This is a genomic window from Paenibacillus sp. FSL L8-0641, assembly GCF_038006265.1.
Classification (GTDB): domain Bacteria; phylum Bacillota; class Bacilli; order Paenibacillales; family Paenibacillaceae; genus Paenibacillus; species Paenibacillus polymyxa_D.
The window spans coordinates 3,195,663-3,208,412 of sequence record NZ_JBBOUW010000001.1 but is presented as its reverse complement, the minus strand read 5'-3'; the positions used below and the strand labels follow the sequence as shown (position 1 = coordinate 3,208,412).

Sequence of the window (12,750 nt, the reverse complement as noted above, 5' to 3'; positions counted from 1 at the left end):
TTGGAGAGTGGTAAAACATGTCAGCACCGATCATTGATGGTAAACAAATCTCTCAGGATATTCGCGCAAGCATTCAGCAAGAGGTCATTCGTCTGAAAGAGCACAGCTTTCAACCCGGACTGGCTGTTGTATTGGTAGGCGAAGATCCCGCTTCGCAAGTGTATGTTAAAAACAAGGAAAAGGCATGCCATGATCTCGGCTATTACTCCGAGGTTCATCGGTTGGCAGCAGATACTTCGCAGGAAGCATTACTGGAACTGGTAAACAAGCTGAACCATCAAAGTACCATCCATGGAATTTTGGTGCAACTGCCGTTGCCAAAGCATATTCATGAAAAAGCTGTCATTGACGCGATTGCAGTGGAGAAGGATGTGGATGGATTCCATCCGGTGAACGTAGGGAATTTGGTCATCGGTGACGATAGTCTATTGCCTTGTACTCCTGCTGGAGTCATTGAGTTAATTAAGCGTGCTGGAGTGGAGATAGCCGGTAAACATGCGGTAGTTATTGGTCGCAGTAATATCGTGGGCAAGCCAGTGTCTTTATTGTTGCAGCGTGAAAATGCTACGGTTACGATGTGCCACTCCCGTACAGCGAATATTGCGGACCTAAGTCGACAAGCAGATATCTTAGTCGTTGCGATCGGCAAAGCCAACTTTATTGATGCTTCGTTCGTGAAGCCCGGAGCGGTAGTGATAGATGTAGGGATGAACCGTCTGGAGAACGGAAAGCTGGCGGGGGACGTTGATTTTGAGAGCGTGAAGCAAGTGTCTGGTCCGATTACGCCTGTTCCCGGCGGAGTAGGGCCGATGACAATTACGATGCTGATGCAAAATACGCTCGTAGCGGCCAAGCGGTCGCACGGTTTGGCATAAGGACAGCTGCCTGTGGCTGAACAACGTATTTACTCTATAAAGGACCTGAATCGTTATATCCGGATGAAATTGGAGTCGGATCAGGTGCTGTCTGATGTATGGATACGCGGGGAAATTTCTAATTTTACGCATCATTCAAGTGGTCACATGTACTTTACGCTCAAGGATGAGGGGAGCCGCATACGTTCGATTATGTTTGCAACCCATAATCAGCGGCTCCCTTTCGTACCGAAAGAAGGTACGCGTGTTATTGCCCGGGGAAACGTATCCGTGTACGAACGAGATGGACAATATCAGTTTTATGCGACTCAAATGCAGCCTGATGGTATAGGAAGCCTTTATTTAGCTTACGAGCAGCTCAAGCAAAAGCTGGATGCAGAGGGACTGTTTGATACTGCTCGTAAGCGTAACCTCCCTGCCCATCCAGTAACCATTGGCGTGATTACGTCACCGACTGGAGCGGCTGTGCGTGATATTATTACGACACTTCAGCGGCGATACCCGCAGGCTGGAATTGTGTTGTATCCTGTGCTTGTACAAGGAAAAGGTGCCGCCCCCTCGATCGTCAAGGCAATTGAAACTATGAATCGTATGCAAGAGGTTCAGGTGATGATTGTCGGACGGGGAGGTGGCTCGTTGGAAGAACTGTGGGCGTTTAATGAGGAAGCGGTTGCGCGCGCCATTTACGCATCGGTCATTCCGGTTATTTCGGCAGTTGGACACGAAACGGATTTTACCATTGCCGATTTTGTGGCTGACTTACGTGCGGCAACGCCAACCGCAGCAGCCGAGTTGGCCGTGCCTAATCAGGCAGAGCTACGGGATCAGCTGCTCCAGCGGGAGCAACGGTTGCGCAACGCCCTCCGGCAGCGGCTGGAAACCAGCCGTGTACGCTTGGCGAGGCTTCAGCGTTCACCAGTCCTGCTGCACCCACGCCGCTATATGCTACAGCATGCAGAGCGAATGGACATGCTGCATCAGCGTCTAATCCGCGCAGCGCGTAACCGTTCTCGTTTGAACGCAGAAAAGAACGCACGTATGCGTCAGGTACTAGAACGGTTTAATCCGCGTGAACAAATTCGTTCAGCACGCAAGCAGACGGATATGGCGCAACGTCAGCTGGAGTCTGCGATGCGTGCTATTACGAAAACGGGACGGCAGCAGTTGCACACGGGAATTCGTCAACTGGATGCGCTGAGCCCACTCAAAGTCATGGCCCGAGGCTATAGCTTGGTATACGATGAGCAGGAAAAACGGCTGATTAAGTCGCTCAAAGACGTACAGCCGGGAGATTCCATCAAGATTAAAGTGAGTGATGGGCAGTTGGACTGCCAAGTATGGGGAATGAAGGAGGACGCGAAGCACGGTGGCGAATGAAACGGAATTGAATTTTGAAGCAGCTATGGCTGCTCTTGAAGAAATTGTCGGACAACTGGAGCATGGAGACGTTCCTCTGGAGCAAGCCATTGATTTGTTCCAGCGGGGGATGAAGTTGTCTCAACTTTGCAGTCAGAAGCTGGAGCAGGTTGAACGTAAAATTGAAATGATCGTGGAAGAGGATGGAGATTTGCGCAAGAAGCCTTTTGGTGGGGGACTGGATGAAAACGGCGGTGAAGGACTTGAATAGACCGTCGTTCAAGGAATATTTGACCGGGACGACGGATGCGGTTTCGTCCGCACTGACCGAGCAATTCCCGGCCGATTGGGACATTCCCGATGTTCTTCGAGAATCCATGAATTATTCACTCACCGCAGGCGGAAAACGGCTGCGGCCTCTGCTTGTGATCGCTGCTGCTGAAGCATTCGGTGGAAGCAGGGAAGCTGCGCTGCCAGTGGCATGTGCGGTAGAAATGGTACATACGTACTCCCTCATTCATGACGACTTGCCAGCCATGGATGATGATGACTATCGGCGAGGTAAGCTGACGAATCATAAGGTATACGGCGAGGCGGTTGCCGTCCTTGCGGGTGATGCTTTGTTGACCCATGCCTTTTACAGTATTGTGCAAGCAGGACGGCGTCACGGTGTTTCGTCTGATTCGCTATTGTCCATAGTTGAGGATTTGTCCGAAATGAGTGGCGCGCGGGGCATGGTAGGCGGACAGGTCGCCGATATGTCAGGCGAGCAAGGAATGACGGGGATCGAGGAACTGGAATATATCCATCTTCATAAAACTGCTGATTTGATTATTTTCTCGCTCTTGGCAGGTGGACGGATTGGTGGGGCGGACAAGGGTCAATTAGAGGCGCTTCGCCGCTTTGGACGAGACTTGGGGCTGGCTTTTCAGATACAGGACGATATACTGGACCTCATAGGCGATGAGAGTAAAATGGGTAAGAAAACGCAAAGTGATGTTGAACAAGAGAAGGTCACCTATCCGTATTTCATTGGTATGGACGCATCTTTGCAGCAGGTAGAGGAACTCACCGCATCTGCTAAAAGAGTGATAATAGAGAGTGGTATTCCCGATTCTTCTCGTTTGCTGGAGATAGCCGATTACCTGATGAAGCGTGATCATTAGTTGCGTTAGAGCTGTTTTGACTTGTCTGCGTTTAAGCACAGTCAAAAAGTGTGATATAATACTTGTTAACTTTACTCACAAACTTGAAGGAAAGCGGGGAGATATGCGTGCTGCTTCCACACATAAAGCAACCAGGCGATCTGAAATCACTGTCGGTTGAGGAGTTGACTTCTCTAGCCGAGGAAATCAGGAGCTTTTTGATTGAGAAGCTGTCCGTGACTGGGGGGCATCTGGCATCGAATCTGGGAGTGGTTGAGCTCACGATCGCCCTGCATTATTGCTATAACAGTCCGAAGGACAAGATGATTTATGACGTTGGGCACCAAGCCTACGTACACAAAATATTGACAGGGCGAATGGACCGTTTTGATACACTTCGTCAGCGTGATGGACTTTGTGGTTTTGTAAAAAGAAGTGAGAGCGAGCATGATGTTTGGGAAGCCGGTCATAGCAGCACTTCTCTGTCGGCCGCAATGGGAATGGCTTTGGCTCGAGATTTGAAGGGCGAGGACAATAAAGTCATTGCAATGATCGGAGACGGCGCGCTGACTGGGGGGATGGCCTTCGAAGCGTTGAATCATATCGGACATGAGCGCAAAAATTTAATGGTCATTCTGAATGACAACGAAATGTCCATAGCACCTAATGTAGGGGCCATGCATAATTATTTGAGCAAAATCCGCTCGGACCGTCATTATTTGCGAGCAAAAGATGAGCTGGAAGTTTTGCTGAAAAAAATACCCGCGATCGGCGGTAAACTTGCCAAATCGGCTGGCCGTGTCAAGGACAGTCTTAAATATATGATGGTGCCTGGTGTACTGTTTGAAGAGTTGGGACTTACGTATCTCGGTCCAGTGGACGGACATGATTTGCCGAAGCTAATCGAAACCTTCCAGCAGGCTGATAATGTCACTGGCCCTGTATTGGTGCATGTCGTAACCACCAAGGGCAAGGGCTATAAACCTGCGGAGGCAGATTCACACAAATGGCACGGGATCAGTCCTTACAAGATTGAATCGGGCCAGGTACTCAAAGCTGTGGGTAATCCGATGTATACGGAAATTTTCGGCCGAACGCTGATTGAGTTGGCTGAGCAGGATGAGCGCATCGTTGCGGTCACACCTGCTATGCCTGGTGGATCAGGACTGGTACCGTTTAGTAAAGAGTTTCCTAGCCGTATGATTGACGTCGGTATTGCTGAACAGCATGCAGCTACCATGTGTGCTGCGTTGGCAATGGAAGGGATGAAGCCGGTGTTTGCGGTGTATTCCACTTTTATGCAGCGTGCTTATGACCAAATTGTGCATGATATCTGTCGTCATAATGCGAATGTGATGTTCGCGATTGACCGTGCAGGTTTTGTTGGGGCTGACGGGGAAACTCATCATGGCGTGTTTGATGTGGCATTCTTACGTCATATCCCCAATCTTGTGCTTATGATGCCAAAGGATGAGAACGAGCTACGTCATATGATGAAAACAGCGCTCGACTATGAAGATGGTCCAATTGCTTATCGTTACCCACGTGTTAATGTGGTTGGCGTGCCGTTGGATAAAGAATTACAGGCTATTCCCATCGGCAGTTGGGAGCTCCTGCGTAAGGGTGAGGGCTTTGCTGTAATTGCATCAGGACCGATGCTCCAGGTGGCGACAGAGGCTGCGGAGGCGATGAAACGGGAAGGTTTGCAAGTGGGCGTCGTGAATGCTCGTTTCCTGAAACCTTTGGACGAGGATATGTTGCGTGAGCTGGCTCGTCAGCATACGAAGCTGATCGTATTGGAAGAAGCTTCTGAAGCAGGAAGCTTGGGTAGCGCTGTACTGGAATTTTACGCTAAAGCCGAAATACAAGAGGCACAGGTGCGCCTAATGGGGATTCCCGATCTGTTCGTGGAGCATGGCTCCATCAAAGAGCAGCGTGCTGAAGTAGGTCTCACCATTGAAGATGTATGCTTAAAGTTGCGTAAATGGGCTGCTGAGCCAGCATATGGCATGGGACAATCTGTATAGGATAACTTGAAGTGAAGACCATGACGTTTATAAAAAGTATGACAAGAGCAGCCTGGCTGCCTAAAGGGAGATTAACATGTCTGTTCCGAAGGAACGCATTGATGTATTACTTGTAGAACAAGGCTTTTTTGAAAGCCGTGAAAAAGCTAAAGCTGCGATTATGGCTGGGCTAGTGCTGGCGGACAGCGAACGGATCGAGAAGGCGGGGATGAAGGTACCACGCGCCAGCGAGCTTAAAGTTAAGGGTTCGGTGCATCCGTATGTAAGCCGTGGAGGATTGAAGCTGGAGAAGGCCATCCGTCAATTTGAGCTGGATATGAAGGGCAGGACAATGCTGGATATTGGCTCGTCCACTGGAGGTTTTACGGATTGTGCGCTTCAGCATGGAGCTGAATACGTATACGCCATTGATGTGGGTTATAACCAGCTGGATTGGTCGCTTCGTAATGATGAACGAGTATGCGTAATGGAGAAAACGAATTTCAGATATATGACACCCGCGGATTTGAATGGTTCCGTGCCGAATTTTGCTAGTATTGACGTTTCCTTTATTTCATTACGTATTATTTTGCCCCCGTTGCTTGCCTTGTTGCATCAACCTGCTGATATTGTAGCTCTAATCAAGCCGCAATTCGAAGCTGGACGCGAAAAGGTCGGAAAATCCGGTGTGGTCCGTGATCCTGCTACGCATAAAGAAGTGTTGCAGACCATTCTGATGTTTGCACATGAGCTTGGACTTACGCTGCAAGGTTTGGCTTATTCGCCTATTACAGGTGGAGAAGGCAATATTGAATTTTTAGCGCATTGGCGTTTGGATGGGTTTCCTGCTGCAGAATCGCAGCTGGAGAAGATGGATTTCAGACCACTGATTGAACGTACCGTTCAGGAAGCAGGTCAGACTTTTAATAATGGTCCATCGCGTAAGTAACATTCAGGGGTTCTCCATGAGTTCTGTGAACTTAAGGGAACCTCTTTTTGGTGTGAGGGATTGATTATAGAACTCACGTTCGCCTATAATGAGATGTACAAAGGAAAAGGGATTTTACATCTTGTCCTAGAATATGTCCATGAGGTGATCGGTCCATGGACACAAGATATGATACGGTTATCATCGCTGTGATCGGGGTGATATTAGGAATATGGGCTTTGTATAGCCTACGTGCCTGGTTGAAGGAGCCAGAGCCGCTTGTGCTAAAGACGATACCGATTAACGAGGACTTGGACGAAGGACCTGCCACAGACCTACTCGAAGAAGCAGGATATGAAGTAGTGGGCGGGAAGATGAAAATACCGCTTGCTTTTAAAGTGAACGGACATACCGTGTATAGCCGTTTGTTTATAGACTACGTGGCTGTACGAAACGGTTCGACATATATGGTCAAAACGTCACGCCGCAAGAAACCAATGGAGTGGAGTGGTCCTGATTTAAGGGACAGGCTCATGCCGTATTTATTGCTCTATCCGGGTTGCGCGGGTGTATTGTACGTTGATACGGACGAGCGAAGTATTCGCCTTATTACATTAGTGGAAGACCTCGTAGAAGAGGAATATGAAGGTTAATCCATAGGAGGATTATATGAAGGGTCAACGACATATTAAAATTAGGGAAATTATTTCACAACATGAGATTGAGACGCAGGATGATCTGGTTGAAGCATTGCGTAAGGCTGGTTTTCAGGTCACGCAGGCGACCGTATCGCGTGATATCAAGGAGCTACTGCTCATCAAGGTCCCAATGGACGATGGCAGATATAAATATTCGATGCCTTCAGATCAGCGCTACAATCCAGCCCAGAAACTGAAACGTACGTTGGTTGATAACTTTTTGCATATTGACTACACAACCAATCTGATTGTGATGAAGTGTCTGCCGGGAACAGCCAACTCGATTGCTGCTTTATTGGACAATATTGAATGGTCCGAAATTATGGGTACGATTAGCGGAGATGACACCATTTTGATTATTTGCCGATCGGAAGAAAACAGCGAAGCTATCGTGAATCGTCTTATGGGCTACATTTCCTAATTATAATGGCTACGCATATTAGGCGTTTTAATTTGTACATCATAGAGGTGAAAGAACGATGCTGGTCACTTTGTCTATACGGAATTTGGCGGTCGTAGAGGCCGTCGATGTTCATTTTTATAAAGGGTTTCATGTGTTGAGCGGGGAAACAGGTGCTGGTAAATCCATTATTATCGATGCGCTTGGGCTAATTGCAGGCGGTAGGGGCTCTGCTGATTTAGTACGTTACGGTTGTGATAAAGCAGAGATGGAAGCCTTGTTTGAACTGCCAGTAAAACACCCCGTTTGGAATACACTTGAGGAACAAGGGATTAAGGCTAATGCGGAGGAGCATTTGCTAATTCGTCGTGAACTTACGGTTCAGGGAAAAAGCTCTTCTCGAATTAACGGCCAGATGGTTAATTTAACGATGCTGCGTGAGGTAGGTGAGCAACTCGTCAATATACACGGGCAGCATGAGCATCAAAGCCTGCTACGTGCAGATCGCCATCTGGCGCTGCTGGATACGTTCGGTGATTCGGTGATCGGTCCGGTCAAAACGCTTTATCGGGAGCGTTACAATGCTTTTGTCAAAGCGGAAAAAGAAGTAAGAGAACTGCAAAGCTCCAGTCAAAAGGCTTATCAGCTTTTGGATATGTACCGATTTCAACTAGAAGAGATCGCTGCGGCGGAGTTGAAATTGGGAGAAGATGAATTATTGGCAGAAGAACGGGTCAAGCTATCCCATAGTGAGAAAATGATGGATGGGATATCAGGAGCATACGAACTCTTAAGCGGCAGAGGTGGACTGGATACGATCAATAACGTGTTGACCAGATTGAACGATGTCCAAAACTATGACAGCAAAAGCCTTCAGCCCATTGCAGAGCAGATTCAGTCTGCTTTTTACCAGTTGGAGGACGCAGCATTCCAATTACGTTCTTATCGTGAGGATATTGAATTTAATCCAGGCAAGCTGCATGAAGTGGAACAACGTTTGAATCAAATTACCGGATTACAGCGAAAATATGGTGATAGTATAGAGCAGATTTTGGAATACTATAGCCGTATTGAGCAGGAAACCGATCTGCTGGAAAATAAAGATGAGCGGCTGGAGCAGCTCATTGCAAAACGGGACGAGTTGCTGTCCGATTTGCTTGAGATTTCGGAAGAGCTTACAGAAGCACGTGAAATTTGCGCTGAAGAGCTTGCAGAGCAAGTGGAGCAGGAGTTAAAAGACCTACAGATGGAAAGAACGTCACTCAAGGTGCGCATTGATCCAATTGAAGATCCACGCGGATATGAGTACAAAGGTCTGAAGGTAAGACCTACCAAGCAGGGCATTGATAATGCTGAATTTCTTATTTCCCCTAATCCAGGTGAGCCATTACGTCCACTTGGTAAGATCGCTTCAGGCGGTGAGCTATCACGTATCATGTTGGCGATGAAAAGTATTTTTGCGCGTCATGATCAAATTCCAGTACTCATTTTTGACGAGGTGGATACTGGGGTGAGTGGTCGTGCAGCTCAATCCATTGCCGAGAAGCTATATCGTTTATCTTCCGTTTGTCAGGTGTTCTCCATTACTCATTTGCCACAGGTGGCATGTATGGCAGATCATCAGTACCTTATTGAGAAAAATGTTCATGACGGACGGACCATGACTCAAATTGAGGGACTTACGGAGGACGGGCGTGTTAAAGAATTGGCACGGATGCTGGGCGGTGTGGAAATTACCGAAAAAACATTGCATCACGCACAGGAAATGCTGAATTTGGCGGAAGGAAAGAAAGCCTGAAAAGAGCGGCCGGCGTAATGTTTAACAGTTATAAAAGCCTGGGGGCAAGGTTACCTTATAGGTACGCAATTGGCGACCACCTTTACTCGTCAAGCGAAAGAAGCAAAGGGAGCGTGACAGCCATTGAATTTTTACTCCAGGATCAAATTGCTCGGTCTTTTGCTTGTTTTTCTTATGTGTTCTATCGGTAACGCTCAGCATGTGCAAGCAGCGCTGCCTCCACAAGCTTCTTTGGATTTGTTCGGTTCTAAAAGCGTGAGGACAACCCAAGAAAGTGTAATTCCCGATTTAAAAGTATACCCGGGAGGGCAGACGATTGGGGTTAAAGTAAAATCTTCAGGAGTGCTTGTCGTCGGTCACCATATCATTCAGGAAAGTAATGATCGTAAGGTATCACCTGGTGAAACAGCGGGGATTCGCCTAGGGGATCGGATTACACACATGAACGGCAAACCACTCAATAGCCTGGCAAGGGTTGCTGAAGTAGTAGACGAAGCAGGTAAGAATAAAAAGGCGCTCGACATTACGCTTTGTCGAGGTGAGCAGACCATTTCCACCAAGTTAACACCAGCATATGATCAGGATGATAAAGCATGGCGGCTTGGGTTGTATATTAGGGACTCGGCTGCAGGTGTAGGTACATTAACGTTTTACGCACCAGACCAAGGTGTATACGGGGCCTTGGGCCACGTAATTACCGATATGAATACCCAAACCCCTATTGTCGTGGGAAGCGGAGAGATTGTGCAGTCCAATGTGACATCAATTGCGAAAAGCCAAAGTGGGGAACCAGGAGAAAAACGCGCTCATTTTCTCAAAGATCATCGGGTATTAGGAAATATTGAACGAAATACGAATTTCGGAATCTTTGGGAAAATGTCAGATGAGCCGCAATATGGATTGTATTCGACTCCTATTCCGGTGGCTCTTGCGAATGAAGTAAAGGAAGGACCTGCAGAAATTTTGACTGTACTGGAAGGTCAACAAATTCAGCGGTTTCAGGCGGAAATTGTACACATTTCTCAGCAGGACAAACCGGCAACCAAAGGACTTGTGATTCGTATTGTAGATCCAAAGCTGTTGGATAAGACCGGGGGAATCGTGCAAGGAATGAGCGGTAGTCCGATCATCCAAAATGGTAAGCTTATCGGGGCTGTAACACATGTATTTGTGAATGATCCTAAATCAGGTTACGGTTGTTTTATCGAATGGATGCTGCGCGATGCAGGAATCATGCAGAATAACGTAAGCTTAAAATCATCTTCTAATCTTAAGGCGAGCTAGTGGCCTTAAGATTTTTTTGTCGAAAAGCAGGGGAATAGCTCATAATTGCAAGATAAAGAATCAATTATAATAGAAACTATAAAAAAAATAAATAAAAATAATTTTCGACAGAAGGAATTCATAATTCGATGTCGAAATCATATACTCCGACAAGAAATATTTATATACTGTAAACAGATATCACAATGGAATATCACTCAATGAGGAGGAAGTACATTGCAAAAAATTGAGGTATTGTTGGCTGATGACAACCGGGAATTTACGAATTTGCTTGCTGAATATATTTCCGATCAGGAGGATATGGAAGTTACAGGAATCGCCTATAACGGCGAAGAAGTGCTCCAACGCATCGCAGAATCCCGCAACATACCTGATGTACTTATTTTGGATATTATTATGCCTCATCTGGATGGTCTGGGTGTATTGGAGCGTTTGAGAGAAATGAACCTGACTCCACAGCCGAAAATCATTATGCTGACTGCATTCGGTCAAGAAAATATTACACAGAGGGCCGTACAGCTCGGGGCATCTTATTATATTTTGAAGCCGTTTGACATGGAAGTGCTGGCTAACCGTGTTCGCCAATTGGTGGGACCTCAGTTAGTTAACAGCAGTCCGGTGACCATTTCATCCATGCGGTCCAACGTTGTACCTATGGGTAAGACGAAAAACCTGGATGCCAGTATCACGGCCATCATACATGAAATTGGTGTACCAGCTCACATCAAGGGCTATCAATATTTACGTGAAGCCATTACGATGGTGTACAATAATATCGAAATTTTAGGAGCCATCACCAAAACATTATATCCGGCAATTGCCGAAAAGTTCAAAACGACGGCATCTCGCGTAGAACGCGCCATTCGTCATGCTATCGAGGTAGCATGGACCCGCGGAAATATCGACAGCATTTCACACCTGTTCGGTTACACCATTAATATCAGTAAGTCCAAACCAACCAATTCAGAGTTCATAGCGATGGTGGCAGATAAGCTGAGAATTGAGAACAAGGTGTCCTGAAAGGGCCAGAATGATTGATGAAGCAAGGAATTCTTGGGTTTTGACGTTTATCAATGATAATTGTAGGGACGGCTACGAATCTCCATAACAGCCGTCCCGATACCGATAAACTTCTGAATAGTGGACAACTAATACCGCCTTTTTATTGGTTCTTCCAGAGACCAGTAAAGGAGCGGTATTTTTTATAATTAAAACAATCTTTCAAATGAGGTGAATCGGATGTCTTTCCGTACTGTTCGAAGTATTTAGTTTCCGGGTTGGAAAAAAACGCGTACCAGCCGTCAAGGGGGGAGTCTATCCTTTTGACTAAACAAACTAAAATTTTGAATGATATCGGTCTGCTAGCCCATAGCTTTTATCCTTAATTGGAAGATGAAAAGTAAATGAATTCAATAGAGTATAAAGAGTTTTATGATAAGATTGGAAAAATCAACGGATGGGATTTCAGTAACGTGAAATGTATCTCCAAAGGCGTAAAATGGGACTTCTACAATGAAGTAGCGAAGACATGCAAGAAGTCGGACATATTGCTTGACATCGGTACTGGCGGCGGGGAAGCCATTTTATCAATAGCAGATTCTGCATTACTTCTAGTTGGGATTGACCATTCCACTGGAATGATCGAAACGGCAGCCAAGAATTCTGCTGAATCAGACATAGCAAATGTTCGTTTTCTCCAGATGGATGCTGAAAATCTAAATTTTCCTGAGAACTTCTTTAATGTAATCTCTTCTCGACATTCATGGTTTTGTGCAAAAGAAATAGCAAAGGTTTTAGTAAAGGGTGGCATGTTCCTGACACAGCAAGTAAGCGAAAACGACAAATTAAATATTAAAGAAGCGTTTGGAAGAGGACAGGCATGGGGGACTAAGAAAGACTCGTTAAAAGCTAAATATATTACGGAATTAAGTGATGCGGGCTTTAACGACATACAGTCATTTGAATTCAATGCAACCGAATATTATCAGACTCCTGCAGACTTAATATTTCTCTTGAAATACACTCCAATAGTTCCTAACTTCGGAGAAAAAGAAATTGATTTTCAAATACTCCAACAATTTATTTTGGAAAACCAAACCGAAATAGGAATAAGGACAAATTCAGAACGATTTATGGTGATTGCTAGGAAGTAAAACATAAAGAGATACCCGTTTTGGGTATCTTTTTTTTAAACTTAGAAGTTTGATGCAATAAGTGAATAAAGATTTGCAGCATCTCTCTTGCTATATATGACGGTACA

The 12,750-nt window shown here is 46.1% G+C and carries 12 protein-coding genes; all 12 read left to right on the top strand.

What is annotated here, in order from left to right:
• The first annotated feature begins 17 nt into the window (after positions 1–17).
• The 12 genes from folD to MKY16_RS14295 all read left to right on the top strand — a co-directional run bounded on the left by folD (position 18) and on the right by MKY16_RS14295 (position 12,643).
• Positions 18–875, top strand: a complete 858-nt coding sequence (gene folD / locus MKY16_RS14350) for a bifunctional methylenetetrahydrofolate dehydrogenase/methenyltetrahydrofolate cyclohydrolase FolD (protein ID WP_029517261.1) — start codon at positions 18–20, stop codon at positions 873–875.
• A 12-nt stretch (positions 876–887) separates the two neighbouring features.
• On the top strand, positions 888–2,252 hold the full coding sequence (xseA, locus tag MKY16_RS14345) for an exodeoxyribonuclease VII large subunit (protein WP_165147057.1): 1,365 nt from the start codon (positions 888–890) through the stop codon (positions 2,250–2,252).
• Entirely contained in the window at positions 2,242–2,502 is a 261-nt protein-coding gene (gene xseB / locus MKY16_RS14340; protein WP_013310814.1) for an exodeoxyribonuclease VII small subunit, read from the top strand. Before xseA ends, xseB begins: the two co-directional genes overlap by 11 nt.
• Positions 2,474–3,397, top strand: coding sequence for a polyprenyl synthetase family protein (locus MKY16_RS14335; RefSeq protein WP_069012726.1), 924 nt, complete (start codon positions 2,474–2,476; stop codon positions 3,395–3,397). Before xseB ends, MKY16_RS14335 begins: the two co-directional genes overlap by 29 nt.
• Before the next feature lie 107 nt (positions 3,398–3,504).
• Complete coding sequence (dxs, locus tag MKY16_RS14330; protein WP_318627127.1) at positions 3,505–5,403, top strand: 1-deoxy-D-xylulose-5-phosphate synthase; 1,899 nt, start codon at positions 3,505–3,507, stop codon at positions 5,401–5,403.
• 76 nt (positions 5,404–5,479) lie between these two features.
• The gene (locus MKY16_RS14325; RefSeq protein ID WP_029517267.1) at positions 5,480–6,331 is read left to right on the top strand and encodes a TlyA family RNA methyltransferase; all 852 of its coding nucleotides are present in this window, start codon (positions 5,480–5,482) and stop codon (positions 6,329–6,331) included.
• A gap of 155 nt (positions 6,332–6,486) precedes the next feature.
• Positions 6,487–6,963 carry a hypothetical protein gene (locus MKY16_RS14320; protein WP_340955807.1) on the top strand — a complete coding sequence of 159 codons (477 nt, stop codon included), beginning with the start codon at positions 6,487–6,489 and terminating at the stop codon, positions 6,961–6,963.
• Positions 6,964–6,979: 16 nt separating this feature from the next.
• The gene (gene ahrC / locus MKY16_RS14315; RefSeq protein WP_013310809.1) at positions 6,980–7,429 is read left to right on the top strand and encodes a transcriptional regulator AhrC/ArgR; all 450 of its coding nucleotides are present in this window, start codon (positions 6,980–6,982) and stop codon (positions 7,427–7,429) included.
• Between the two features lie 58 nt (positions 7,430–7,487).
• Positions 7,488–9,206 carry a DNA repair protein RecN gene (gene recN / locus MKY16_RS14310; protein WP_069012725.1) on the top strand — a complete coding sequence of 573 codons (1,719 nt, stop codon included), beginning with the start codon at positions 7,488–7,490 and terminating at the stop codon, positions 9,204–9,206.
• A gap of 123 nt (positions 9,207–9,329) precedes the next feature.
• Positions 9,330–10,490 carry a SpoIVB peptidase gene (gene spoIVB / locus MKY16_RS14305; RefSeq protein ID WP_069012724.1) on the top strand — a complete coding sequence of 387 codons (1,161 nt, stop codon included), beginning with the start codon at positions 9,330–9,332 and terminating at the stop codon, positions 10,488–10,490.
• 216 nt (positions 10,491–10,706) lie between these two features.
• Complete coding sequence (gene spo0A, locus MKY16_RS14300) at positions 10,707–11,510, top strand: sporulation transcription factor Spo0A (protein ID WP_029517271.1); 804 nt, start codon at positions 10,707–10,709, stop codon at positions 11,508–11,510.
• Positions 11,511–11,893: 383 nt separating this feature from the next.
• Entirely contained in the window at positions 11,894–12,643 is a 750-nt protein-coding gene (locus MKY16_RS14295; RefSeq protein WP_340955805.1) for a class I SAM-dependent methyltransferase, read from the top strand.
• Positions 12,644–12,750 lie beyond the last annotated feature (107 nt).